Below are 25,584 nucleotides of genomic sequence, written 5' to 3'. Positions count from 1 at the left end.
GCTGCCCGCATGGATACAGAGGCGGTGCGATCGTTCGTCCGGGCGGCCGAGCTGGGGCAGCTGCGGCACGCGGCCGACGAGCTGGGCGTGACCCAGCAGGCCGTGTCGAAGCGGATCGCGGCCCTGGAGCGCGAACTCGGCGTCCGGCTGTTCACCCGTACCGCCCGAGGGGTCGAACTGACCCTCGACGGGCAGGCGTTCCTCCCGCACGCCCGGAACGTCGTCACCGGTGTCGAGCGCGCGATCACCGCGATCAGGCCGGGGGCGCGGGCCCTGCGGATCGACGTCCTCGGCCTGCGGTCCGCGCAGGCCGTCCTCCTGCACGACTACTGGCGGTCACGCCCCGGAACCGACCTCGACGTGGTGACCCTCCGGGTCAACGACCCGCGCGAGGCGGTCGCCGCCGTCCGGGCGGGCGATCTCGACGCGTCGTTCCGCTCGGTCACCGACCCGGCCGCACTGCCCGGCGACGTACGGATGATCCACGCGTTCGACTCCCCGCTGGAACTCCTCGTGGGCCCGAGGCACCCGCTCGCCGCCGCGCGGACCCTGACCCCGGACCGGCTGCGCGGGCACCGGATCTGGGTGCCGGGGATCGCGCCGGGCAGCGAATGGGCGGAGTTCTACGACGAGTTGGCCACCGCCTTCGATCTCCGGGTCGACGCGGCGGGGCCGAACTTCGGCGACGAGGTGCTTCTCGACATCCTCGCGGAGTCGGCGGACGTGGCCACTCTCGTGGGCTCGCGCGACCGGTACCTCTGGCCGACCCACCACGACCTGCGCCGCATCCCGGTGGTGGACCCGACGCTCGCGTACCCGCTCTCGCTCCTCCTCCGCCGGTCGGATCCGCACCCGGGGCTGCGGGCGGTCATCGACCACTTCGGGGGCCTGGCGGCGCTCCCGGGGAGGGTCTGGCGGCCGTCCTGGGCGGTGGGGCCGTCCGGGATGGTGGGGCCGTCCGGGGTGGTGGGGTGAAATCGTATGGGCCTCACACCTCCACCAGGAGCTCCCGCAGGCCCCTGATGACGTACCCCGGGTTCCACTCGGGCTCGGTGGTCAGCCGCAACTCGGGGGCCCGGCGCAGCAACGCCCCGAAGGACGCGACGAGTTCGAGCCGGGCGAGCGGGGCGCCCAGGCAGTAGTGGATGCCCGCGCCGAACGCCAGATGCGGATTCTCCGTACGGCCGAGGTCCAGGACGTCGGGACGGTCGAAGCGGGCGGGGTCCCGGTGGGCCGAGCCGAAGAGGAGGGCCACCTCGCTGCCGCGCGGGATCACGGTGCCTCCGACCTCGATGTCGTCCAGCACCCATCGCTCGAACATCTGGAGCGGGGTGTCGAAGCGCAGCAACTCCTCGACGGCGGTGGGCAGCAGACCGGCCGGGTCGGCGCGCAGGCGGGCCAGTTCGGCGGGGTGGCGGAAGAGGGTGAACCAGCCGTTGGCGGTGGTGTTGACCGTCGCCTCGTGGCCGGCGTTGAGCAGCAGCACGCAGGTGGAGATCATCTCCTGCTCGGTGAGGCGGTCCTCGTCGTCGTGCGCGGTGATCAGCGCGCTGATGAGGTCGTCCCCGAGGTCGCGGCGCCGCCGCGCGATGAGCCCGCGCAGATACGAGGAGAACTCGACCGACGCGTCGACCGCCCGCCGGGCCGTCTCCTCGGTGGGGTTCAGCTCGAACATCCCGCAGATCGCCGACGACCAGGGCCGCAGCAGCGGCCGGTCCGCCTCCGGGACGCCCAGCATCTCGGCGATCACCGCGACGGGCAGCGGCTCGGCGACGGCGGCGACGAGGTCGCCCCCGCCGTCGGCGACGAACCCGGCTACCAGGTCCTCCGCGAGGCGGGTGATCGTGGGGGCGAGCCGCTCGACGGTACGCGGGGTGAAGGCGAGGGAGACCAGCCGGCGGATGCGGGTGTGGTCGGGGGCTTCGAGGTCGAGGAGGCCGTTGCCGTTGAGGGTGTGGAAGGGCTCGTGGGCGGCGGGCGGGGCGGTGCGGCCGAACTCCTCGTGGGTGAAGCGGTGGAGGTACGTACGGCCGAGGCGCCGGTCGCGGAGCAGGGCCCGTACGTCGTCGTAGTGCGGGACGAGCCACTGGCCGGTCGGCTCGAAGTACGTCACGGGCCCCTGGGCGCGGAGGCCGGCGTAGGCCGGGTAGGGGTCGGCGATGAACGCGCGCTGCCAGGGGTCGAACGCGGGGGCCGGGGCGATGCTCATACCGGCCAGCGTAGAACGGGGCCGTACCACGGGCGCCGGACGGGCGCGTACCTCCGACACCCGACCCGCTCGTACCCCGGGGCCGGACAGCCCACGAGCCGTCCGGCCCCCGGGAAGGGCACGGGTCAGGGGCGTGGCCCCAGCACCGCCCCCGAGGTGCTGTCCGTCACCGTGATCGCGACCGCCGGGCACGAGTCGGCCGCGTCCAGCAGCACCTCCGCCGGGTCCGCCTCCGCCGCGCCCGGCACCACCGCCGCCGTCGCGCTCTCCAGCTCGAACCGGTCCGGGGCCAGCGCGGCGCACATCCCCGAGCCGATACAGGCGTGCTCGTCCACCTCAAGGTGCCAGGTCACGCGGTCACCACCCCACCGTCATCCGGCGCGGGGCCCGCACGATCATCCGGTCCTTCCACTCGATCTCCCCCACCACCCGCAGCCCGGGCATCTTCGTCACCAGGGCGTGCAGCGCCTCGTGCAGTTCGAGCCGGGCGAGCTGCGCGCCCAGGCAGTGGTGCACGCCGTGTCCGAAGCCGAGGTGCTGATTGACCTTGCGGTCCAGCCGTACCTCGTGCGGATTCTCGAACCGGCGCGGGTCCCGGTTCGCGGGGCCGATCGCGACGAGGACCGGCTCGCCCTTCCGGACCAGGACCCCGCCGACCTCGATGTCCTCGGTGGCGTACCGGGCGAATCCCCCGGCCACACCGAGCGGGATGAACCGCATCAACTCCTCGACGGCGGTGGGGATCAGCTCGGGCTCGATGACCAACCGCGCCCATTCCTCGGGGTGTTCGAGCAGGACGTGTACGAAGTTCGGGATCTGCGAGGCGGTCGTCTCGTGTCCGGCGATGAGGATCGCGATGCACATGTCGACGAGTTCGACCTCGGTGAGCCGGTCCTTGACGTCCTTGGCCTCGATGAGGGCCGACATCAGGTCGTCCTGCGGATCGGCCCGGCGGGCGGCGACGTGCTCCGCCATGTAGGCGCGCAGGGCGACCTGGTTGGCCTTCTGCTCCTCGGCGTCGAGGATGCTGGTCGACAGGGCGGCGTCGCTCCAGGCGCGGAACTTGGGGCGGTCGCCGGCCGGTACGCCGAGCAGTTCGCAGATGACGGCGACGGGCAGCGGGAGCGCGAACTCCTCGACCAGGTCGGCCGTACCGCCGCGGGCGATCAGCCCGTCGAGCAGCTCGCCGGTCAACTGCCGCACCCAGGGGCGTAATCCCTCCACCTGGTGCTTGGTGAAGGCGCGGGAGACCAGGGTGCGGAGGCGTGTGTGGTGGGGCGGGTCCATCGAGAGGATGTTCTCCTCGGTGACGGCCGGGGTGAAACGGGGTTCGTCCTTCTCCAGCGACATCGCGCGGGAGAAGCGGAGATCGCCCAGGACGAAGCGGGCGTCGGCGTACCGGGTGGCCAGCCAGGCCGGTTCGCCGTGCGGCAGCTGGACGCGGATCATGCCCTCGGCGTCCTGTGCGGCGGTGTACGAGGCGTCGAGGGCGAGGCCCCCGGCGTCGTTGAAGGGGTAGGGGATGGGGCCGGGGGCGGATTCGGCTGCGGGGGGTGTGCTCAAGGTGACTCCCACTCGAACGGTCTATCGAGCCTGGTCATGGGCTCGTTGAGGTCGCTGTCCGGAGTTTGCAAGCAGACGCTTACAACGCTAGGCAGGCCGTCGGGGAGGCGTCAAGACGGCCGCCCCTGGCGGCCCTGGCGCTACGGTGTGCGCTGGGAGGGACCGTGGCCGAAAAACAACAACCCCGCCGCCGCGACGCGGCCGGGACCCGACAGGCGTTGCTCGATGCCGCCACCGTCCTCTTCGCGGAACGCGGCTTCGCCCGTACGACCGTGCGGGACATCGCGGACCGGGCGGGGGCGAACCAGTCGTTGATCTTCCGCTACTTCGGCTCCAAGGCCGCGGTGTTCGAGGCGGTGGCGGCCCGCGAGGGCCGGGCCCAACTCGACACCACACCACTGGAGAAGCTGCTCGACACCACGCTGCGCAGCATGCTCCGCGACGAGCCGGGCCAGCGGCGCGACCACACGCTGGTGACCTTCCTGCGCTCGCTCGGCAGCGAGGGCCCGGCGGCCACCATCGCCGAGCAGCTGGGCGCGGACTACGCGGGCGCGCTGGCCACCCTGACCGACGCCCCGGACGCGACGCTGCGCGCCCAACTGGTCCTGGCGTGGCTGGTGGGCCTCGGCCTGGTCCGCGATGTCAGCCGCATGGAGCCACTGGCGGGGGCGGACGCGGACGAGATCTGCGCGCTGTTCCTGACGGCGGCGCGGACGCTGTTGGAGCGCACCGAATGAGCGAAACGTTCTGCGGACCGAGAGGTGGTCGGGATCCATCGAAACGCGCCTGAACCGCCGGGGATTGGCCGTGCGATCAGCGGACGGTGGGGGCTTGCTGTGAGACGGTTGCCTGATGAGCCGTATCGAGAGCCACCTCTCCGCTCAGCCTCGCATACGCCTGTTCGGTCGGATCATGGTGGAGGGCGCCGACGGCGCGTACGTTTCTGCCGGGCCCGCCAAGCAGGCGTGCGTGCTGGCGGTTCTCGCGTTGCAGAGTGGGCGGCTCGTGAGTGTGGACACCTTGATCGAGCGGGTGTGGGACGACTCCCCGCCGCGCGCGGCGCGGGCCGGGCTGCACAGTTACGTTGCTCGGCTTCGCAAGTTGCTGGATCACGGGGGTGGTTCCTCGGGTCCGCTGGCCCAGCAGTCGGGCGGTTACGTTCTGACGCTGGAGCCGGAGCAGGTCGACGTCCATCTGATGCGGGCGCTGGCCCAGCGGGGCGGCAAGGCCGTGGAGCGGCGGGACCATCAGGAGGCCCGGAGGCTCTACCGCCGGGCCGTGGAGCTCTGTCACGGCGAGGCGCTCGGGAGTCTGGGCGGGGACTGGGCTGTCCGGAACAGAGTGGGGCTCCACCAGGAACGAGCCGGCCTGCTGGCCGAGTTGTACGAAGTGGAGCTTCACCTCGGCCACCACGACGCGGTCCTCCCGGAGCTCGCCAAGCACGTCACCGATCAACCCCTCGATGAGCGGCTGGTGGGCCAGTACCTGCTCGCCCTCTGCCGGTGCGGCCGGCCGGCCGACGCGCTCACGTACTACGAGCGGACCCGGGAACGGCTCGCCGAAGAACTCGGAGCCGACCCCAGTGCGCAGCTTCAGGAGCTGCACCGGAAGATACTCACCGGCGCCTCCGTGCTGTCCGCGCCACCGGCCGCTTCACGCGGTGTACCGCGTCAACTCCCCTTGTCTCCGGTCGTGTTCACCGGTCGGAGTCGAGAGCTTGAGCAGCTCACCGATGCCCTTCAGGCCCAGCGGACGGGCTCCGTGGCGATCGGCGGGATCGGTGGGGTCGGCAAGACGTGGCTGGCGCTGCGCTGGGTGCAGGACAACGTGGAGCGGTTTCCTGACGGGCAGTTGTACGTGAACCTGCGCGGGTTCGAGCCGTCCTCGGCGCCCGTACCCGCGGCGGTCGCCCTGCGGGGGTTTCTCGGTGCTCTGGGGGTCGAGCCTGACGCCGTCCCGGCGGACCTGGAAGCCCAGGCGGGCCTCTACCGCAGTCTGCTCGCAGAGCGGCGCATGGTGATCGTGCTGGACAACGCACGCGACGCCGACCAGGTCCGTCCGCTGCTGCCCGGAAGCCCGTCGTGCCGCGTGCTGATCACCAGTCGTGATCGGCTCACCTCCCTGGTCACCACGCACGGCGCGGGCCTCGTCAGCCTCGACGCCTTCCAGCCGGACCAGGCCCGCGAGTTGCTCACGCGTCATCTCGGTGTGCGAAGAGCCGCGTCCGAACCCGCGGCCGTCGACGCCCTGGTCGCGCACTGCGCGGGTCTCCCCCTCGCCCTCGGCATCGTGGCCGCCCGCGCCGTCACGCATCCCGCCTTCCCCCTCGCCGTACTCGCGGAGGAACTCCGGTCGGCCACCGGCCGGCTCGACGCGCTGGCCACGGAGGACGTGTCCGTGAACCTGCGCGCGGTGTTCGCCACCTCCCACCGCGCCCTGACCCCACCGGCCGGCCGCCTGTTCGCCCTGTTGGGGCAGGCGCCCGGCCCGGACATCGGCCTGCCCGCCACCGCCGCCCTCGCGGCTCTTCCCGTGCCCAGGACCCGCCAACTTTTGGCCGAGTTGGAGGCCGCGCACCTGATCCAGCAGCACCGCCCCGGCCGGTACCGCATGCACGACCTCATCGGACTGTTCGCCGCCGAAATGGGCGAGGCGCCCGACACCGCCGACGCCCTGACCCGGCTGATCGACTTCCATGTGCACACGGCCTTCGCCGCCAACCAGCTCCTCGACGGCCCGCACACCCCCTTCCGGCCCGAACTGGGCCCTCCCGCCGCGGGCTGCGCCCCGCTCCGGCCGGCGGACACGGCAGCCGCGCTGGAGTGGTTCGCCACCGAACACTCCTGCCTGCCGGCCGTCCAGGCCCTCGCCCTGGAGCAGGGCCGGTACGCGCAGGTGTGGCAGCTGGCCTGGACGCTGATCTCGTACCACCTGGGCGGCCACCACCTACAGGACTACTTCGCCGTCTGGCGTGCCGCCCTCACCGCGGCCGAACTCCACGGCGACGCCCCCGTTCCCCGGGCCCTGGCCCACTGGCGGCTGGGACAGGCCCACGCGCAGACGGGGGAGCACGCCAAGGCCATGGACCATCTGCACCTGGCCCTCGCCCTGTCCGAGCAGACCGAAGACCTCGCCGGCCAGGCGCACATCTGCCGCACACTCGGCCGGGCGTGGGAGCAGCACGGGGACGACGAGAAGGCTCTCGACCACGCCGTCCGGGCGCTGGGCCTGTACAGGAAGCTCGACAACCCCGTCTGGCTGGCCAACCAGCTCAACGCGGTCGGCTGGATGCACGCCCAACTCGGGCTCCACTCCGAGGCACGGGACCACTGCCAACAGGCCCTCGCCCTGTTCCGCGCGGACGGCCAGGAAGGTGACGCGGCGTCAACTCACGACAGCCTGGGCTACATCGCCCACCACACCGGGCGCCACACCGAAGCCCTGGACCACTACCGGCAGGCACTGTCGCTCTTCCGCCACGTCGGCAGTACGTACGACGAGGCCGACACCCTCACCAACCTCGGCGACACGTACGACGCGATGAACCGGCCGGACCAGGCACGCGAAGCGTGGGAACAGGCCCTGTCCCTGTACGAGACACAACGCCGCCCCGCCAGGACCGAGGAGCTGCGGAACCGCTTGGCACAAGCGAGCGCGGCTCTTCGGGCTCTCTAGATCTCGACCCACAGCTTGTACTGGTAGGGGCCGAAAGCCGTGCATCGGGTGCTGATGTAGCGGCCGGTGGTGTCGTCGATCAGGATCTGGTGACCGGCCCCGACGCAGGTCCCGATGTTCGGGTACGTGCCCCAGTAGTGGAAGACTCCCTGCGTTGCCCGCACCACACGGCTGGACGTGGTGGCCGTGTCGGTCGCGGCAGCCACGGCGGGCCCCATCGAGCCACCCAGCAGCAGTGCCCCGGTGACCGCCGCTGTCGCGACGGAGCGACGTGTGCGCATGATCTCTCCTTCTCCTTCAGTACGAACACCAGCCCTACCGCTCTCGCATGCGAACGCGGAACGGCATTCGCCCCGCCCCGGCAGCTGTTCGGAACACGGCTCACCCTGTCAGCGCCCCCTTGGCAGAACCTTGGACAATCCCTGTCACCGCCCCAACCCCAGGAGCACCCCCATGCCGCAGCCCGCCTCCGCCGCCCCGTCCCCCGACTCGCCGCACTATCCGCCCGTCGAGCCGTACGACCACGGCCGACTCGACGTCGGGGACGGGAATCTCGTCTACTGGGAGGTCTGCGGGAATCCCGGCGGCAAGGCCGCCCTCGTCGTCCATGGCGGGCCCGGGTCCGGGTGCGGTCCCACCATGCGGCGGTACTTCGACCCCGCCCGCTACCGCGTCGTCCTCTTCGACCAGCGCAACTGCGGGCGCAGCACCCCCCACGCGAGCGATCCCGCCACCGACCTGCGGCACAACACCACCGACCACCTGATCGCCGACATGGAAAGGCTGCGTGTCCACCTCGGCATCGACAAGTGGCTGCTGTACGGGGGGTCCTGGGGCTCCACACTCATTCTGGCGTACGCCGAGCGCCACCCCGAGCGCGTCTCGGAGATCGTCATCTCCGCCGTCACCACCACCCGGCGCTCGGAGATCGACTGGCTGTACCGGGGCGCCGGCCAGATCTTCCCCGAGGAGTGGGAACGCTTCCGCGACGGCGGCGTTCCGGAGGACGAGCGGAACGGTGATGGCGCGGGAGGTGACGGAGGAGGTGACCTTTTCGAACTCCTCGCGGCCTACGCGCGGTTGACCGAAAGTCCCGATCCCGCCGTACGGGAGCGGGCCACGGCCGACTGGTGCGCCTGGGAGGACGCCGTACTCGCGCAGGAACCGCACGGCTCGGCCCGCCCGTACAGCGACCGGCCCCCGGCCGCCCGCCTGGCCCTCGTCCGGATCTGCGCGCACTACTTCTCCCACGCCGCCTGGCTGGAGGAGGGTGCGCTGCTGCGCGGCGCGGACCGGCTGGCGGGCATCCCGGGCGTCCTCGTCCACGGCCGTTTCGACCTGGGCGGACCCCTGGTCACCGCCTGGGAGTTGGCGCGTGCCTGGAAGGACGCCCGGCTGGTGATCGTGGAGGACGCGGGCCACAAGGGCAGCGTCACCGAGCGGTTGGCGGTACGGGCGGCGCTGGACGATTTCGCGGGCCGGTAGAAGCGGCGCCGGGAAGGGCGCTCGGAGCGGCGCTCGGAGCGGCGCTCGCCGCCGTGCCCGGAGCGGGCTGGCCGGGCCGTGGACAGGGGGGTTGCTTCGAGTGCGCTCGATCACGTTGGCTAGTGCGACATGAAGTACACGCAGCTCGGACGCACGGGACTTGAGGTCAGCCGACTCGTCCTCGGGACAATGAACTTCGGCCCGCTGACGAACGAATCCGACAGCCACACCATCATGGATGCCGCCCTCGACGCGGGCGTCAACTTCTTCGACACCGCCAACATCTACGGCAGGACGGCGGGCAAGGGCCGCACCGAGGAAATCCTCGGCACCTGGTTCGCCCAGGGCGGCGACCGCCGTGACAAGGTCGTCCTCGCCACCAAGCTGTACGCGTACATGGGCGAGGGCGAGGGCGACCAGGCGTGGCCCAACCACCACAAGCTCTCCGCCCTCAACATCCGCCGTTCGGTGGAGGCCAGTCTCAAGCGGCTCCAGACCGACTACATCGACCTCTACCAGTTCCACCACATCGACCGTGCCACCCCGGTCGAGGAGATATGGCAGGCGATCGACACCCTGATAACCCAGGGCAAGATCCTCTACGCGGGGTCGTCCAACTTCCCCGGCTGGAAGATCGCCCAGGCGAACGAGACGGCGCAGCGGCACGGTTCGTACGGCCTGGTCAGCGAGCAGTGCCTGTACAACCTCGTCGAGCGGCGCGCCGAGATGGAGGTCATCCCGGCCGCGCGTGAGTACGGCCTGGGTGTCCTCCCGTGGTCGCCGCTGGCCGGTGGCCGGCTGGGCGGCGTACTGCGCAAGGAGCGTGAGGGCACGGCGTCCGGGGGCCGTTCGAGCGGCGGGATCACCGACCCGGCCGTCCGGGCGCAGATCCAGTCGTACGAGGACCTGCTCGACAAGCACGGCATCGACCCGGGCGAGGCGGCGCTGGCCTGGCTGCTCACCCGCCCGGGGGTGACGGGCCCGATCTCGGGGCCCCGGACCCTGGAGCAGCTGGAGTCCGCCGTACGCGCGGTGGACCTGGAGCTGTCGGACGAGGTACTGGCGTCGCTGGAGGAAATCTTCCCCGGCCCAGGCGAGTCGCCGGAGGCGTTCGCCTGGTAGCCGGTGATCGGTAGCCGATGGCCGGTGGTCGGTGGTCGGTAGCCGATGGCCGGTGGTCGGCTCCGGTCGCCTTCGGCAGGGGTACGTGGCGTCTCGCCGCGTACCCCTGTCCGAGGCGGGAGGGCTAACCGCCGACGGCCGCCGCGACAGCCACGATCACGAACATCAGCACCAGCACGCCGGCCATGATTTGGTTTCGGGTCTTGGGGTTCACCCGTCGAGGTTACGTCGGACAGGGGCGACGCCCTCGCCCGGGGGGCCGCCGAGCCCCGCCCCGAGCGGACAACGCGCGACCGTCTCGTACCGCGGCACCTGCTCGCGCTCCCACCCCGCGGTCGCCGGCCCAGGCAGCCGACTGCGCACGAGCGCCAGCTCGGACACCTCCCAGGGCGTGCCCTCGAACCCGGCCAGCGCCTCGACGTAGGGCCGCAGCCCGTCCCCGGCGCCGTCGTCGCCTCTTTCCCGGTCGGTACGGGCCAGGGTGAGGTGGGGCTGATAACGCCGGTGCTCCTCCATCGGCACCCCGGCCCGCCGTGCGGCGGCGTCCACCCGCTCGGCGAGGAGCCGCAAGGCGTCGAGCCCCCCGGCGGCCCCGGCCCACAGCGCCCGGCCGCCGAAGTGCCCGCTGCCGTGGACGCGCAGCGAGAAGGGCTCGGTACGGTACGCGGCCCGCTCCAGCCGTTCGATCAACTCCGGCACCACGGCGTCGTCCACCTCCCCCATGAAGGCGAGCGTGAAGTGCCACCCCGCCTCCCCGGTCCACCGCAAGGCACCGCCACCCCCACCCTCAAGCTCCCGCAACGGCCGCACAGCACCGGCAAGTTCCGCGACGACACGATCAGGCGGCAACACGGCGGCGAAGAGTCTCATACGCCCAGCCTCCCCGACCGAGCCCCCGCTCGTAACCCGGTCACCGTGCGTATCGTTCTACTAGGCGGCTGCCACGTTGTCCGGCAGCGGGGAGGAGCGCCACGATGACCGTCGCAGAGACCGAAGAACTGATTCTGGACACGCTGTTCGAACGGCTTGAGCAGATGCCCGTCCCCGAGGGTTACAAGGCCGAGATCGTCGGGGGGAACATCCACATGTCGCCGCAGCAGGACGCCCACTGGGACATCATCCCCCGCGTCAGGGCCACACGCGTCCCCCCGGGACCTCACACCGTCGCCGGTACCCGTTCCCCCGCCGCTCGCGGGACCAGGTCCACGTGGGGGCGGCCGCCCCGTAGGTCGATCTTTATGCGGACGCCGACCACCCGGGTCAGGATCACGCCGATCGTGGCCGCCGCGATCAGGGAGACCGCGCCGCCCGTCGCGAAGCCGACGCGGGCTCCGTACGTGTCCGTCACCCAGCCCAGGAGCGGGCCGCCCACCGGGGTGCCGCCGACGAAGACCATCATGTAGAGGCTCATCACCCGGCCCCGCATCATGGGGTCGGCCGCCATTTGGACGCTGGTGTTCGCGCTGATGTTGGTCGTCATGCCGAGCATCCCGATCGGCAGCAGCAGCAGCGAGAAGAGCCACACCGACGGCGCGAAGGCGACCAGGACCTCCAGCAGTCCGAAGCCCACGCCCGCCAGGATCATCAGGCGCAGCCGCGAGGAGCGGCGGCGGGCCGCGAGGAGGGCCGCGGCCAGGGAACCGACCGCCATCAGGATGTTGAAGAACGAGTACAGCCCGGCCCCGCTGTGGAAGATCTCGTGCGCGAACGCCGTCAGCCAGATGGGGAAGTTGAAGCCGAACGTGCCGATGAAGCCGACGAGGACGATCGGTCCGACGAGCTCCGGCTTGCCCCGTACGTACCGCAGTCCCTCCCTCAACTGCCCCTTGCCGCGCGGTACTCGCTCGACCTTGAACAGCTCGCTCTGACGCATCAGGAGCAGTCCGGCGAGCGGCGCCAGGAAGGAGAGGCCGTTCAGGAGGAAGGCGTATCCGCTGCCGACCGTCGTGATCAGCACACCCGCGACGGCGGGGCCGATCAGGCGGGCCGACTGGAAGTTCGCCGAGTTGAGGCTGACGGCGTTGCGCAGCTGGCTCGGGCCGACCATCTCGGAGACGAACGACTGCCGGCTCGGGTTGTCGACCACCGTCACCATGCCGAGCAGGAACGCGATCAGGTAGACGTGCCACACCTGGACATGGCCGGAAAGGGTCAGAAGCGCGAGGGAGAGTCCGCAGAGTCCCATGGCGGCCTGGGTGACCAGCAGGATCTGGCGCTTCGGGTAGCGGTCGGCGATGACGCCGCCGTACAGACCGAAGAGGAGCATCGGCAGGAACTGGAGCGCCGTCGTGATACCGACGGCCGCCGAGGAGCCGGTGAGGCTCAGGACCAGCCAGTCCTGGGTGATGCGGGACATCCACGTACCGATGTTGGAGACCACGGCGCCCGTGGCGAACAAGCGGTAGTTACGTATCTTGAGGGACGAGAAAGTGCCGCCCTTGGTGGGGGTGGGGGCGGCGTCCGTGCTGGTGGCGCTGGTCGTGCCGGCGTTGGTGCTGGTGCTGCCGTTACTGCTGTCGTGGGCGGATTGCGGTGCGGGGGCGGAGTCTGCTCCGGATCCCGAACTCAATGTTGTTTCGCCTCCTTGCGGCGCGCGGGTCAGGGGGGTCAGAGATGGGCGAGCTTCTCCAGGACGGGGGCGGCAGCGCGCAGCTTCGCCCATTCGTCCTCGTCCAGGCCCTCGGCGAGGGAAGCGAGCCAGACGTTCCGCTTGCGGCGGCTCTGTTCGAGCATCGCCTCGGCCTCCGCTGTCTGGCTGACCACCTTCTGCCGACGGTCGTCGGGGTGTGGCTCCAGCCTGACCAGGCCCTTCGCTTCGAGCAAGGCGACGATTCTGGTCATCGACGGCGGCTGTACGTGCTCCTTGCGGGCCAGCTCCCCCGGGGTGGCGGAGCCACAGCGGGCGAGGGTGCCGAGCACCGACATCTCGGTGGGGCTCAGCGACTCGTCCACACGTTGGTGCTTCAGTCGCCGGCCCAGCCGCATGACGGCGGATCGGAGAGCGTTCACGGCGTCGTCGTTCTCGTCACCGTGGGACAGATCAGGCATGTATTTAGCGTAACTCATTACCCATGCTAAATACCACCGGGGGGACCGGCCCGTGCCCGGCCCGTGCCCGGCCCGTAAAGACCACTCGAAAGAGTGAGAATGCCACCGAAACCGACACCAGGGGGCGTGTCCGCCCCCGACCCTGGAACGCATGGGATCGACAGTGCTCAGCCTGCGGATAGACGGTGAGCTGCTCGACCGGCTCAGGCGGCATGCCGCCAGACGGGGGATGAGCGTCCAGGACTACGTGGTCAGGACGCTCGTCCGCGACGACTTCGACGAACGGTTCCAGGCGGCCGTGGACGAGACGGAGAAGTTCTACGGGGTGCCGTAGGGCGAGGCGGGGTCAGGTGAGGTGGGCGGGTGCCGTGGGGCCTCGCGGGGACGGGCGGCAGGCGGGTGGCTCGGGCCGGACGGCCCCGACCTACACTGCCCCCATGACCGGTTCTCCGACCAGATACCCCCAGCGTGAGGCGCCCGAGCCCCTGGAGGGGCCGGTGGTCGGCACCATCGTGGGCGGGACGATCATCTGGTTCGTCCTCTTCCTCGTACAGCTGCCGTTCTACGGATGGTTCAGCGATCACGGGCACACGTGGTGGATCTGGACGTGCCTGGCCGGGGCAGGGCTCGGTCTGATCGGCATCTGGTACGTACGGGGGCGGGACGCGGCGCTCAAGCGCGCGGCGGCGGAAGGCACCTCCGGGACCTGAGGCACCTCCGAGACCTGAGGGACCTGAGCCTCACGGACCCGGCGAAAGGATGTCTGTCGGGGGCATCCGTACTGCCCCAGGCTCATCCGTCTCCTCCCAGGGTCGGATCTTCGCCCGCCGGGCCCCGATCTTCGCCCTGCCCACCACGGAAACGCGCCCCCCGGGTCGTACCGTCGGAACCATGACTCAGCGGGCCCGGCGGGCGACAGGTGAGACCGATGGCCCGGAGCCGGGCGGCGGCGCGTCGCCCACCCCGGACACCCCGCACACCCCGGACACCCCCGGCGCCCGCGCCTCCGGCCTGAGCGCAGCCGAGGTCGCGGAACGGGTCGCCCGTGGCGAGGTCAACGACATCCCCGTCCGCAGCAGCCGCTCCGGCGCCGACATCGTCCGCGCCAACGTCCTCACCCGCTTCAACCTGATCATCGGGGTGCTCTGGGCGGTCATGTTCTTCGTGGCGCCGATCCAGGACACGCTCTTCGGCTTTGTGATCATCGCCAACACCGGCATCGGCATCGTCCAGGAGATGCGCGCCAAGCGCACCCTCGACGGCCTCGCCGTCATCGGGGAGGCCAAGCCCGTCGTACGGCGTGCCGGGGTCGCCACCGCTCTCTCCACCTCGGAGATCGTCCTCGGCGACCTCATCGAACTGGGCCCCGGCGACAAGGTCGTGGTCGACGGGGAGATGGTGGAGGCGGACGGTCTGGAGATCGACGAGTCGCTGCTGACCGGCGAGGCCGATCCCGTACTGAAACACCCCGGCGATCCCGTGATGTCGGGCAGCTTCGTGGTGGCGGGGGGCGGCGCGTTCCGGGCCACGAAGGTCGGGCGGGACGCGTACGCGGCCCAACTCGCCGAGGAGGCCTCGCGGTTCACGCTGGTCGACTCGGAGCTGCGCAACGGCATCAGCACGATCCTCAAGTACGTGACGTGGATGATGATCCCGACCGCCGCCGGCCTGATCGTCAGCCAACTCGTCGTCAACCGGAACGACTTCAAGGACTCCCTGGCCAGGACCATCGGCGGCATCGTGCCGATGATCCCGGAGGGTCTGGTCCTGCTGACGTCGGTCGCCTTCGCGATCGGGGTCGTACGGCTGGGCCGCCGCCAGGCCCTCGTGCAGGAACTGCCCGCGATCGAGGGGCTCGCGCGCGTCGACGTCGTCTGCCTCGACAAGACGGGGACGCTCACCGAGGGCGGGATGTTCGTGAGCGAGTTGCGGGCGCTGGGCGACGCGGACGAGTCGTACGTACGGCGGGTCCTCGGCGCGATCGGGGCGTCCGACCCCCGGCCCAACGCCAGCCTCCAGGCGATCGTGGACGCGTACCAGGACGGCAGGGCGCCGTGGCGGGCGACGGAGGCGCTGCCCTTCTCCTCGGCGCGGAAGTACAGCGGGGCGACCTTCGACGAGGGGGACGGCGGGGTCTCGGGGTGGCTGCTGGGCGCGCCGGACGTACTGTTGCCGGACGGGGATCCGGCGCTGGCGGAGACCGACCGGCTCAACGAGCAGGGGCTGCGGGTGCTGCTGCTGGCGCGGGTGGCGGGGGACGGAAGTCCCGCCGGGCTCACCGCCCCCGACGTGGCGGCCGGTGCGAAGGCGACCGCTCTCGTCGTCCTGGAGCAGCGGCTGCGGCCCGACGCGGCGGACACGCTCCGGTACTTCGCCGACCAGCGGGTCGCGGCCAAGGTCATCTCCGGTGACAACGCGGTCTCGGTCGGCGCGGTGGCCGCGAAGCTCGGCCTGCCGGGCGCGGAGCACACGGTCGACGCCCGCCGGCTCCCCACCGACCCGGAGGAGATGGCCGACGCGATCGAGGCGGGCACGGTGTTCGGCCGGGTCACCCCGCAGCAGAAGCGGGAGATGGTCGGGGCGCTCCAGGCGCGCGGCCACACGGTCGCGATGACGGGGGACGGCGTCAACGACGTCCTCGCCCTGAAGGACGCGGACATCGGGGTCGCGATGGGGTCGGGCTCCGAGGCGACGCGGGCCGTCGCCCAGATCGTGCTGCTCGACAACAGCTTCGCGTCACTGCCGTCGGTGGTGGCGGAGGGGCGCCGGGTGATCGGCAACATCACGCGGGTGGCGACGCTCTTCCTGACGAAGACGGTCTACTCGGTGCTGATCGCGATCCTGGTGGCGTGTTTCCAGGTGGAGTACCCGTTCCTGCCCCGGCACCTGACGCTGCTGTCGACGCTGACGATCGGCATTCCGGCCTTCTTCCTGGCGCTGGCGCCGAACAAGGAGCGCGCGAGACGGCATTTCGTACGGCGGGTCATGCGGTACTCGGCGCCCAGCGGGGTCATCGCGGCGGCGACGACGTTCGCGACGTACATGCTGGCGCGCGGCTACTACAGCGGCCCCGGCTCGCTCCAGGCCGAGACGAGCGTGGCGACGCTGACCCTGTTCCTGGTCTCGATCTGGGTCCTGGCGATCATCGCCCGCCCGTACACGTGGTGGCGGCTGTTGCTGGTGGTGTCGATGGTGGTCGCGTTCCTGGTGGTGCTCGCGGTGCCGTCGCTCCAGCACTTCTTCGCGCTGAAGCTGGTGGGGACGACGCTGCCGTGGGCGGCGGTGGCGATCGCGGTGGTGGGGGCGGTGCTGCTGGAGGTGGCGTGGCGGTGGGTGGACCGGCATTTCCACCAGGCCGTGACGGCGGCGGCGTGACGGAGGAAGCGCGGGACAGCGGGAGGCCCGCCCCGGACGGATGTCCGGGACGGGCCTCACCGCACTACTGCGAGGACTACTTCACGTCGACGTAGTCACCGGCGACGTTGATCGCGGGGGTCGTGGCCGTACCGACGAAGCTCCACCGGTAGTACCCGTCGACCGTGGCCTTGGTCGTCGTCTTGAGCGTGCCGGTCGTGGACGTCTTGACGCCCTTGACGTTGGTGTACGCGGTGCTGGTCTTCTTGCGGAACTGGAGGATGACCGACTGCGTCGAGTAGCCCGCGTACTTCCCGGTGTCCCAGTTCGCACGCGACAGCTTGCCGGTGACCGTGACGGTCCCGTTCTTCTTCACGGGCTCCGGCGCGGCGTTGACGGTCAGCTGCGACGCGCGCTGGAACTTGACCGAGGTGGCCTTGTCCTTCTCGGTGATGTCCAGGTCGGTCGCCAGCACCGCGGCGTAGACCTGCCACGTCTTGGCGTCCGTGTTCCAGAGGTCCAGCGGGCTGACCGTGAAGGTCAGCGTGCAGGTCGACGTCGTGGCGCTGGCCGCCTTGCACTTCGCCGCCTCGCCGTCGGGCGCGTAACCGTAGCTGTTCTCGTCGTCGACGCCGGTCCCGCCGGTGTACAGGACCGCGAAGGCGTCCTCGATGCCCGAGTCGTCGGACGCCGTGACGGTGGCGGTCACCTTCTTGGTGCCGGTCGTGCCGAGCACGATCGGCTTGCCGCCGTTGATGACGGTCTTGGTGATGACGGGCAGGGTGGCGGCCTTCGAGGCCAGCGCCCGCTTGTTCGCCTGCGGCGCGCGGTCCTTCCACGCGAACCCGTGCTCGCTGAGGCTCGGGTGCTCCTTGTGGGAGTCCGCCGCCTGTGAGGCCGGCACTACGAGGGCGGACAGGGCCAGGGCGCCGGTCGCGACGGCAACGGTGGCACGAATACGCATATGTGTTAACTCCCCGTGGAGATCTGCGAGTCTGATGACTCAACACACCAGACCCGCAGGTCCCACCGATGGTTGTACACACTTACGAATATTTCGCGAAGATCGCCAACTGCCGTGTGTCGTTCGCAGGCGTTACCGCGAGGGCTACTTCACGTCGACGTAGTCACCGGCGACGTTGATCGCGGGGGTCGTGGCCGTACCGACGAAGCTCCACCGGTAGTAGCCGTCGACCGTGGCCTTGTTCGTGGTCTTCAGCGCACCCGTCGTGGACGTCTTGACGCCCTTGACGTTCGTGTACGCGGTAGTGGTCGGCTTACGGAACTGGAGGATCACCGACTGCGTCGAGTAGCCCGCGTACAGCCCGGTCTCCCAGTTCGCACGCGACAGCTTGCCCGTGATCGTGACGGTCCCGTTCTTCTTCACCGGCTCGGGGGCCGCGTCGACCGTCAGCTTCGACGCACGCTGGATCTTCACGGTGCCGGAGGCGTCGATCTTGGTGTCCTCGCCGTCCTTCGAGGTCACCCAGGCGCCGACCTTCCAGGTCGTCGCGTCCTCGTTGATCAGCTGCTCGGAGGGAACCGTCACCGTGAGGGAGCAGGTGGACGTGGTGGCACCGGCCGCCTTGCAGGTGGCGGACTCCTCGTTCTGATAGAAGGCCCAGATGGGGTCCTCCGGGGAGGCGCCGCGCCAGATGATGGTGGAGAACCCGTCGATGCCGGAGTCGTCCGTCGCGGTGACGGAGATCGTCACCTTCTTGCTGTTGGTGGTGCCGACCACGATCGGCTTGCCGCCGTTGATGACGATCTTGCTGATGACCGGGACGGCGGCCTTCGCCGCGAGCGAGCGCTGCCCCGCCTTCGGGAGCCCCGCGCGCTGCTCCGCCGGGAACCCGTAACGGTCGCTCACCGGGAAGTCGCCGCGGGACGGCGACGCCGGGGAGGCCTGCGAGGCCGGGATCGCGAGGGCGGACAGGGCCAGGGCGCCGGACACGACGGCTACGGTGGTGCGAATACGCATATGTGTTAACTCCCCGGGGAGGTGTGCGGGCCTGGTGACCCACACACCAGACCCGCAAGCCGAACCGAAGGTTGTACACACGTACGAAGGTTCCGCGAAGATCGCCGCGTGCCGGCGGCGCGCCGTGCGCGGTTCCCGGCGGGACTACTTCACGTCGATCGCGTCGCCCGCCGCGCTGACCGCCGGGGTCGTGGCCGTACCGGCGAAGCTCCACCGGTAGTAGCCGTCGACCGAGGCCGTGACCGTGGTCTTGAGGGTGCCGGTGGAGGACGTCTTGACCGTCTTCACCGTGGTGTAGGCGGTGCTCGTCTTCTTACGGAACTGGAGCTTCACGGACTGGGTGCCGTAGCCCGCGTTCTTGTTGGTCTCCCAGTTGGCGCGCGACAGCTTGCCGGTGACCGTGACGGTCTTGCCCTTCTTCACGGGCTCCGGGGTGGCGTCGACCGTGAGCTGGGAGGCGCGCTGGAACTTGACCGTGGAGGCGGACTCGTTCAGGCCGGGCTCGTCCACGTCCGGGTTGTCGTCGTTGCCGATCGCCACCGCGAGGACGTGCCAGGACGTGGCGTCGGCGTTCTTCAGCTGGGTGGGCTTGATCGTGACGCTGCCGGTGCAGGTCGTCGTGGTCTTGTTGACCACCTTGCACGTGATCGAGTTCTCGTCCGGGTCGAACGAGTTGGCGTTGGTGTCCGACCAGAGACCGGCCGCGGCGGCCGCGACACCCGACGCGTCGGTGGCGGTGACCGAGAACGGCACCTTCCTGCTCTTGGTCTCCGTCGCGGTGACGACGATCGGCTTGCCGCCGTTCACGGAGGCCTTGGTGATCACGGCGGGCTTGTTGGCCGCCGCCGCGAGCGCCGCACGCTTCAGCGAGGGCGCGGGCGCGTGGTCCTTCGCGACGTCCTGCACGGCACCGGTCAGGTGCGCGATCGCGGCCTGGGAGCCGCCCTGCTGCGCGGCCTGGGAGGCGGGCACGGCGAAGGCGGAGAGCGCCAGTGCGCCGGAGGCCGCGGCGATGACGGTGGCACGAATACGCATGTGTTCCCCAAGTACTGGTCCTGCGAGTCTGGGTGACTCGCAGGACCAGACCGGAAGCTCTGGCCAATGGTTGTACTCACGGTCATTCCTTTGCGAAGACCAGAAACACACCAGACCTGGCCGAAACTCAGTCGAACCAGCGGTCCCGCTCCAGCTCCTCCGTCCGCGACGGATCCTCCAGCAGCGCCGCCACCTCGAACCGCCGCGGCCACTGCCCCGCCGCCCACGCGAGCCCCGCCGCCACGCCCTCCAGCGTCGCCGCGTGCACCACGCCGTCCGGGGTGCGGCGCCAGTCGAGTTCGACGCCCCCGGCGACCAGTTCCTCGTGCTCGACGTACGTCTCCGGCGTGCCCGCGCCCAGCAGGGCCCGTACCGGCTCCGGTACGTCGTGCTCCTCGCCGTCCGTCGTCACCTCCGCCGGGACCGTCCCGCCCAGCCGCCGTACCTGCAACAGCTCCGCCAGCTCCCCGGCCCGCGAAGGGGCGACGGGCAGCAGCGCCAGCCCGCCCGCCAGCGGCAGCAGATCGGGCGCGTCGGCGATCACCGCGTCCCCCGCGTCGACCACCCGTACCTCACCGTCCACCACCACGCGCAGCTCGTCCGGCAGCGTCACCTGGTCCGGGTCGAGGTCCGCCAGCGCGGTGTACAGGGCGTGGAGCTGCGGTGCGCCCACCGTCCGGTCCGGGTCGGCGAGCCGGCCCAACAGCTCGGCCGCGCCGCCCGGTTCGTCCAGGAGGGCGGCGACGGAGGTCCGTACCCCCAGCGCGTGCAACACCTGCGCGTCGTCGAAGCCGGACGCGTCCACCGGGTCGTACAGACCGGCCAGCAGCGGGTCGCCGCCGGCCGCGCGCAGACCGGCGGGGCGGCGGCCGTCGAGGACCGGATGGTCCCGGAGCCACCACGCCGTGTAGGACCGTACGGACTCCGTCGTGCCGTCGGGCAGCAGAACCCGTACGGACTGCGTCAGCGCGTCCCGCAGCGGCGGGCGGGCCAGCAGCGCGAGGGCCTGCGGCCAGGCGTCGTCGTCCACCAGGTCCAGGTCCCGTACGGCCACGATCTCGGTGGCGACCGGCGGCACCGGCGTCTCCGGCAGCCGGTCGAGCACGTCCTCGCACCAGACGTCGACGGCGTCGAGCAGCCCGGCGTCGTCCGGCTCGGCGAAGTCGCCCTCGCGGGGCTCCAGTTCGTCGGGGTCGAGGACGACATCCGTGGCCCGTACGAGCGCGAAGGTGGCGAGCACGCCACAGGCGGCCAGCGGCTGCTCACCCCACTTGGCGGCCAAGTCGCCGTCGCACAGGGCGAGTTCGTCCTCCCGCATGAGGGCGGCGAACGGGCTTCCCGGCAGGACGAGTTCACCGGCGGGCGCCAGCTCGCCGTCCTCGTCGGTCAACGCGAGGGCGGCCAGCCAGGGTTCGTCGCCCGGTTCGAGCCCGGCGTCCCGCACCAGCCGCAGGACGGTCTCCGCCAGCTCCTCGGCGTCCAGGGTGTCCGCGTCCTCGTCCCAGATGTCCCCGCCGTCCATGGAGGCGGCAACGGCGTTGCGCACCTGGGGAGTTGTCAGGACGGCCCGGGGGGTCGCGGGCATCGCCCCCAGCTTCTCCAGCAGCGGATGCGCGGCGTCGGGGTGCGCGACCTTCAGCCCGAGCCGGGCGAGATCGGCGGGCGCCTCGGTGTCGGGGAACGGCAGCAGGACCTGCCGGGGGCCGATCGTCGTCCGGCCGTTGGCGAGCGGCACGGGCAGCCCGGACAGCCGGTCGGGGTCGACGCCCGCGAGGGTCTCGTACAGCCGCCGCCACCACTCGGGCGGGCGCTCCGCCCCGGCGATCCGGTCGATGGCGTCGCCGAGCGGCAGCCGCCCCACACCCAGCGTGCGCAATTCGGTGCGGCGCTCGAACCCGGCGGGCAGGAGGGTGGGCAGCACCTCCGCCAGTACGCGTACGGTGTCGGCGCCCCCGCCCTCCACGACCTCCGCCTCGAAGGGCCGCAGCGCGGTCAGCTCCTCGCTGGGCCCGGCGGGCGCGAGGAAGGCGACCCGTGGCAGCCGCTCCAGGATCGCGGCGCGCAGCCGCCCGTCCAACTCCCCCTGGCCGAGGGGCCCGGGGACGAGGTCGATCGTGCCGGTGGAGACGGGCTCCCAGCCACCGAGCAGTTCGGCGTACGCGTCGGCGGCCTGGCCGACGACGAAGTCGGTGAGCGCCCCGGGGGCGGTGTGGCGGCGGCTCGGATCGAGCGGGAACGACGCGATGAGCAGCGCGGGCACGCCGAGCGGCTCGTCGGTGGGGGTGGGGGCGTGGACGACGGGGGCGGTACGGGGCCGGGCCGGCGCGCCTTCCTCGTCCACGGGCACGGCCCACGTGACGGCCCAGTGGGGCCGGAGCCGCTCCTCGACGGGCCGCCCCTCCAGCAGCTCCGGCGCGGTGGAACCGTCGCGGCTCACGACGCGCCACCGGTGGATGTCCCCACCGCCGGCGCTGTCGTCGACATGCACGTAAGGCCCTTCGACGGACCGCCGCAGGACGCGCTCCCCGCCAGGGGTCTCCACAACGATCTCGGCGAGCCCGGGCAGGGTGAGCAACAAAGCATCGTCGATCCCGTCCAGCAGCCGCTCGACCAGATCGAACGCGGCGGCGTCCCGCAGGGGCAGGACGACGACGGTGTCGTACCCCTCGGGCGGCGCGCCCTCGGCGGGCAGGGGCAGACGCAGCAGCGGTACGTGCCCGTCACGGCGGCGCAGCTCGTCGCCGAGCCCCGGACTCCCCTGCGCGGCCTCGGCGGCCAGCTCCCGCGCCTCGTCCAGCGACCACCGGACGCCACCGTGGCGCCCGAGGACGGCGGGCTCGTCACTGACGGCGAGCACGGCGGCGAAGCCGACCCCGAACCGTCCGACGGCCCCTTCATGCCCTTCGCGCTTGGCGGAGGCGCGGAGCGTACTGAGCGACTCGACACCGGCGGCGTCGAGGGCGGCCCCGGTATTGGCGGCGCTGAGCACGGCGGGCCCGCCCCCCTCACCCGCCACGAGCCGAAGCCGCAACCGCCCAAACCCCTGCGCGTCGCCCCCGCCTCCACTTCCACTGCCCCCACTGCCCCTACTGGCGGCATCGGCGGCATTCTGAGCAAGCTCAACGACCAACCGGTCGCGGTACCCGCCGAGGGCAAGGTCCTCCTCGGCGTTGGCGTCCTCCCGGAACCGCGCGGGACTGGCCCCCCACGCGTCAAGCACCCCACGCCGCAACCGCCCCGTCCCGAACGGGTCGGCCGCCTCGGTCGTCCTGACGCCCACGGCATGACTCCACTCTTCGGCTGACCGGACCTACGCGGCCGAAGGTACCGCGCGAGCGCCTGCCCCCGTCGTCGCGGGGTAGCGACGAGGGCCCCCGGCGCCGAGCTCAGGGCAGCACCTCACGAATGACCAGCCATTCCACGGCCTGATCACGGAGAGCCCCGGCCGGCAGATGCCGAACGAGCAAGGGGAACGACCCGACGGCGTTCTTGATACGACGCAGCTCACGCACCCGCTCGATGTCCAGCCGCCGCCACCCGGGATCCAGCTCACGGACCCGCGCGGCCGTCAACGTCACCGAGGCGAGCACATACTCCACGACGCGGACGGGGTCCCAGTCGGGGTCCTCGGGGTCGGGCCCGAGCCGGTCGATGACGAAGGTCCGCAGGCTGCTGTTGTTCACGACCACACGAGCCCGCTCCTGCGGCCCGTCGGCAGACGCACGCGCGTCGACACGGAGGGCCACCTTGGCCCACCGCTTGCGCAACGGGGCGGCCAGGTTGTCATCCTGAGCATGGAAGACCGCGACCGCTCGAATGCGCTCCCGCTTCTGCCCAGCACGCTCACCAATCTCTCCGGCAACCCAGTCCTCCTTGCGCCGACGCCGCCCCAGCCCGACGGCCGAGAACTCGTCCTGCCCCACAGGGACCACCCCCCACAAGTCGACCTACGCGTCGAAGTCGTACTCCAGAACGTACGACGCGGAGTCGAGGGTCATCTCGTTGACCTCAACGGCCCGCCCATCGGCGGTGAACGCGGTACGACACACGAGAATCACCGGGGTCCCCACGGACAGCCCCAACCGCTCGGCCTCGACCTGAGTCGGCATACGCGACCGAATCTCCTCGCGGAAGTGCACCGGCGCGACGCCCAACTCCCCCAGCCGCGCGTAGATCCCACCGGGCCCAGCGTCCTCCCGCACCACGGCCGAACCGGCCACCAACTCGGCAGGCAGATACGAGGACGCCAGCGAAACGGGCTTGCCGTCGACCACATACCGCCGCCGACGCAAGCACACACCCGCCCCCACCTCAACCCCAAGAACCTCAGCAACCCCTCCAGGCGCAGGCGCCTCCCCCACCTCCACCTGATCGACGATCAGCTCCCGTCCCTCGGTGTCGGCAGCCCCGATCGAGCGCCCACCGCCCCACCGGTCCGCGGCCAGCCGCTCAACACCCCGCCGTCGTAACGGATCACGGTCCGCCATGAACAACTCCCCCTCATCCCGGGCCACACATCAGATCAGGTGGTCGAACTCGCCGGCCTTGACCCCAAGAACAAATGCGCGAAGCTTCTCGCGGCTTGTTCTCACTGTCGTCCCAGGCGAATCGCTCTCACGGAGGAGGATCACGTCATCCGCGACAGCAATCTCAACACAGTTGGTGTTCCCGCTGGAGAACGAGGACTTCAGCCAGACGAGTTCTTCAGGCATCACGTTCAACTCACATTTCCTCTACGAGACGGTGAATAAACTTTCTTGAATCCTCGGCACCGAGCGAGACACTCTCCACCATGCCGAAGAGCGAGCGGTATTTCTCGAGCAACGGCACCGCGTCCAGGAACACGCCTTCATCCACGGCATCCACATGCACGGTGTCGAGCTGCGGCACGGGCCCACCCACGTAGAGCATCGACTGTGCGGAGCCGATGAAAGCATCGATGTTGAACGGGATGACACGAATCGTCACGCGGGGCCAGTCGCAGACCTCCAGCAGAGACTCCAACTGCGCTCGCACGATCTGACGGCTCCCGTAACGCATCCGCAGGGCGGCCTCGTGAACCACCACATGGAACTCGGGCGGAGCTTCCACGTCGAAGATCCTGCGCCGTGCCAGGCGATGCTCGATCCTCACTTCCAGGTCATCATCGACGATGCCGGGATTACCGCTCTCGAAGATCGCCCGAGCATAGGCTTCCGTCTGAAAGATGCCCGGAATGGCCAGCATTTCGACAGCACGCACGGACGTCGCATGATGTTCGAGCTCGGAAAGATCGAGCAACCCGGGCGGCAGAGCGCCGCGGTATTGCTCCCACCACCCCTTGCCCCGCTCGGAGGCCATCGCCACGAGGGCACCGATCAACTGCGCGTCCGTGGACGAATAGTGCGCGGCAAGACGACGAATCCGCTCACCACTGACGCCCCACCGGCCGGCCTCGATATGGCTGATCTGGGAACGTTCTCCACCAAGAAAGGCGGCGGCAGCACCACCCGACATCCCTACAGCTTCACGGAGCTTGCGCAGCTCCGTACCCAAACGTACCTGCCGCGCTGTGGGACAGCTCCTGGCCGGCATGGGCCCCCTCCTGGTCGGCGTCGCTCAGATTGTCCCGCGCCACGATGCCTGGGGTCCACTCCATCGCGCGCATCTCACCTCACTGTTGAGACAGACCTCACAGTTGTGACCTATGGTCGACGCAGCACGCCATGGGTACACAGGCAGAGGAGCCATCCATGATCGCCAAGACGCAACCGAAGGTAGGTTCGCTGGTTCTGGACACAGCGATGGGCAGGCTGGCGGAGTTCTGTGGGGTGGTGGGATGCAGCTGGCTCCTGCGCCCCGAGTTCGGCGGAGCGCCGTGGGACGCGGACCCGGGACGGGTCCGGCTGACGGGCGTGCCCGTCGACACCACGTCGGCCCCTCTCCCACTCGATGACTGTCGCGAGTGCGACGACTGGTGGTTGGCGGAACAACTCGCCTTAGACGTCGGGGCATTGAGTGAGGCGACGGACTGTCGCGTCTTGCTGCGGCGGCATCGGTACGCAGCGCATGGGGCGACCGTGGCGCCGGTGAGCGGTTGCGCTTACTGATGTCCTCAAACGCCGGACGGGCT

At 70.7% G+C, this 25,584-nt stretch carries 22 protein-coding genes and 2 pseudogenes; 9 read left to right on the top strand and 15 right to left on the bottom strand.

Annotation, left to right across the window (positions count from 1 at the left end; all coding sequences use genetic code 11):
* Positions 1-9: 9 nt before the first annotated feature.
* Positions 10-975 carry a LysR family transcriptional regulator gene (locus GT042_RS19325; protein ID WP_161309975.1) on the top strand — a complete coding sequence of 322 codons (966 nt, stop codon included), beginning with the start codon at positions 10-12 and terminating at the stop codon, positions 973-975.
* Between the two features lie 13 nt (positions 976-988).
* Here GT042_RS19325 and GT042_RS19320 read toward each other — a convergent pair whose 3' ends face one another.
* From GT042_RS19320 to GT042_RS19310, 3 genes are all read right to left on the bottom strand, one after another.
* Entirely contained in the window at positions 989-2,209 is a 1,221-nt protein-coding gene (locus GT042_RS19320; protein ID WP_161309974.1) for a cytochrome P450, read from the bottom strand.
* Positions 2,210-2,334: 125 nt separating this feature from the next.
* On the bottom strand, positions 2,335-2,562 hold the full coding sequence (locus GT042_RS19315) for a ferredoxin (RefSeq protein WP_161309973.1): 228 nt from the start codon (positions 2,560-2,562) through the stop codon (positions 2,335-2,337).
* A gap of 4 nt (positions 2,563-2,566) precedes the next feature.
* Positions 2,567-3,772 (bottom strand): cytochrome P450, encoded by a 1,206-nt coding sequence (locus tag GT042_RS19310; RefSeq protein WP_237530950.1) that lies wholly within the window; start codon positions 3,770-3,772, stop codon positions 2,567-2,569.
* A 164-nt stretch (positions 3,773-3,936) separates the two neighbouring features.
* Between GT042_RS19310 and GT042_RS19305 the strand changes: the two genes are divergently transcribed.
* Positions 3,937-4,509: a TetR family transcriptional regulator gene (locus GT042_RS19305; protein ID WP_161309972.1), complete on the top strand. Its 573-nt coding sequence runs from the start codon at positions 3,937-3,939 to the stop codon at positions 4,507-4,509.
* Positions 4,510-4,624: 115 nt separating this feature from the next.
* Positions 4,625-7,447: a BTAD domain-containing putative transcriptional regulator gene (locus GT042_RS19300; RefSeq protein ID WP_237530948.1), complete on the top strand. Its 2,823-nt coding sequence runs from the start codon at positions 4,625-4,627 to the stop codon at positions 7,445-7,447.
* On the opposite strand, the gene GT042_RS19295 is transcribed toward GT042_RS19300, so the two are convergent.
* Positions 7,444-7,728 (bottom strand): hypothetical protein, encoded by a 285-nt coding sequence (locus tag GT042_RS19295; RefSeq protein WP_161309971.1) that lies wholly within the window; start codon positions 7,726-7,728, stop codon positions 7,444-7,446. The genes GT042_RS19300 and GT042_RS19295 overlap by 4 nt on opposite strands.
* A gap of 172 nt (positions 7,729-7,900) precedes the next feature.
* Here GT042_RS19295 and pip point away from each other — a divergent pair, with 172 nt between their 5' ends.
* Together pip and GT042_RS19285 are read left to right on the top strand one after the other, a co-directional pair.
* Positions 7,901-8,932, top strand: a complete 1,032-nt coding sequence (gene pip, locus GT042_RS19290) for a prolyl aminopeptidase (protein WP_161309970.1) — start codon at positions 7,901-7,903, stop codon at positions 8,930-8,932.
* Between the two features lie 129 nt (positions 8,933-9,061).
* On the top strand, positions 9,062-10,054 hold the full coding sequence (locus GT042_RS19285; protein ID WP_161309969.1) for an aldo/keto reductase: 993 nt from the start codon (positions 9,062-9,064) through the stop codon (positions 10,052-10,054).
* A gap of 210 nt (positions 10,055-10,264) precedes the next feature.
* Here GT042_RS19285 and thpR read toward each other — a convergent pair whose 3' ends face one another.
* Positions 10,265-10,924 (bottom strand): RNA 2',3'-cyclic phosphodiesterase, encoded by a 660-nt coding sequence (gene thpR / locus GT042_RS19280; RefSeq protein ID WP_161309968.1) that lies wholly within the window; start codon positions 10,922-10,924, stop codon positions 10,265-10,267.
* 104 nt (positions 10,925-11,028) lie between these two features.
* Between thpR and GT042_RS39220 the strand changes: the two are divergent.
* Positions 11,029-11,175: pseudogene (locus GT042_RS39220) on the top strand (Uma2 family endonuclease); the annotation flags it as partial.
* A 35-nt stretch (positions 11,176-11,210) separates the two neighbouring features.
* Here the strand turns inward: GT042_RS39220 and GT042_RS19275 are convergent.
* Both GT042_RS19275 and GT042_RS19270 read right to left on the bottom strand, forming a co-directional pair.
* Positions 11,211-12,623 (bottom strand): MFS transporter, encoded by a 1,413-nt coding sequence (locus tag GT042_RS19275; protein WP_161309967.1) that lies wholly within the window; start codon positions 12,621-12,623, stop codon positions 11,211-11,213.
* A gap of 38 nt (positions 12,624-12,661) precedes the next feature.
* Entirely contained in the window at positions 12,662-13,102 is a 441-nt protein-coding gene (locus tag GT042_RS19270; protein WP_161309966.1) for a MarR family transcriptional regulator, read from the bottom strand.
* A gap of 151 nt (positions 13,103-13,253) precedes the next feature.
* Between GT042_RS19270 and GT042_RS19265 the strand changes: the two genes are divergently transcribed.
* From GT042_RS19265 to GT042_RS19255, 3 genes are all read left to right on the top strand, one after another.
* Positions 13,254-13,436, top strand: a complete 183-nt coding sequence (locus GT042_RS19265; protein WP_161309965.1) for a ribbon-helix-helix protein, CopG family — start codon at positions 13,254-13,256, stop codon at positions 13,434-13,436.
* Positions 13,437-13,539: 103 nt separating this feature from the next.
* The gene (locus tag GT042_RS19260) at positions 13,540-13,812 is read left to right on the top strand and encodes a DUF2530 domain-containing protein (protein WP_161309964.1); all 273 of its coding nucleotides are present in this window, start codon (positions 13,540-13,542) and stop codon (positions 13,810-13,812) included.
* 181 nt (positions 13,813-13,993) lie between these two features.
* Positions 13,994-16,477 carry an HAD-IC family P-type ATPase gene (locus GT042_RS19255; RefSeq protein ID WP_161309963.1) on the top strand — a complete coding sequence of 828 codons (2,484 nt, stop codon included), beginning with the start codon at positions 13,994-13,996 and terminating at the stop codon, positions 16,475-16,477.
* Positions 16,478-16,553: 76 nt separating this feature from the next.
* Here the strand turns inward: GT042_RS19255 and GT042_RS19250 are convergent, their stop codons facing one another.
* From GT042_RS19250 to GT042_RS19215, 8 genes and pseudogenes are all read right to left on the bottom strand, one after another.
* Positions 16,554-17,420, bottom strand: a complete 867-nt coding sequence (locus GT042_RS19250) for a DUF5707 domain-containing protein (protein WP_161309962.1) — start codon at positions 17,418-17,420, stop codon at positions 16,554-16,556.
* 144 nt (positions 17,421-17,564) lie between these two features.
* Positions 17,565-18,437 (bottom strand): DUF5707 domain-containing protein, encoded by an 873-nt coding sequence (locus GT042_RS19245; RefSeq protein ID WP_161309961.1) that lies wholly within the window; start codon positions 18,435-18,437, stop codon positions 17,565-17,567.
* 144 nt (positions 18,438-18,581) lie between these two features.
* On the bottom strand, positions 18,582-19,472 hold the full coding sequence (locus GT042_RS19240) for a calcium-binding protein (protein ID WP_161309960.1): 891 nt from the start codon (positions 19,470-19,472) through the stop codon (positions 18,582-18,584).
* A gap of 127 nt (positions 19,473-19,599) precedes the next feature.
* Positions 19,600-22,752 (bottom strand): molecular chaperone Hsp90, encoded by a 3,153-nt coding sequence (locus GT042_RS19235; protein WP_161309959.1) that lies wholly within the window; start codon positions 22,750-22,752, stop codon positions 19,600-19,602.
* Between the two features lie 106 nt (positions 22,753-22,858).
* Positions 22,859-23,395 (bottom strand): hypothetical protein, encoded by a 537-nt coding sequence (locus GT042_RS19230; RefSeq protein ID WP_161309958.1) that lies wholly within the window; start codon positions 23,393-23,395, stop codon positions 22,859-22,861.
* Between the two features lie 24 nt (positions 23,396-23,419).
* Positions 23,420-23,944 (bottom strand): annotated as a pseudogene (locus GT042_RS19225) (UTRA domain-containing protein); the annotation flags it as partial.
* A gap of 45 nt (positions 23,945-23,989) precedes the next feature.
* A complete protein-coding gene (locus GT042_RS19220) occupies positions 23,990-24,184 on the bottom strand; it encodes a DUF397 domain-containing protein (RefSeq protein WP_161309956.1) in 195 nt (64 codons plus the stop codon).
* 10 nt (positions 24,185-24,194) lie between these two features.
* Positions 24,195-25,046: a helix-turn-helix transcriptional regulator gene (locus GT042_RS19215; RefSeq protein ID WP_161309955.1), complete on the bottom strand. Its 852-nt coding sequence runs from the start codon at positions 25,044-25,046 to the stop codon at positions 24,195-24,197.
* Positions 25,047-25,584: the final 538 nt, after the last annotated feature.

The organism is Streptomyces sp. SID3212 (assembly GCF_009865405.1).
Taxonomy (GTDB): domain Bacteria; phylum Actinomycetota; class Actinomycetes; order Streptomycetales; family Streptomycetaceae; genus Streptomyces.
The sequence above is the reverse complement of the archived record's forward strand: the minus strand, read 5'-3'. Positions and strand labels throughout refer to the sequence as shown.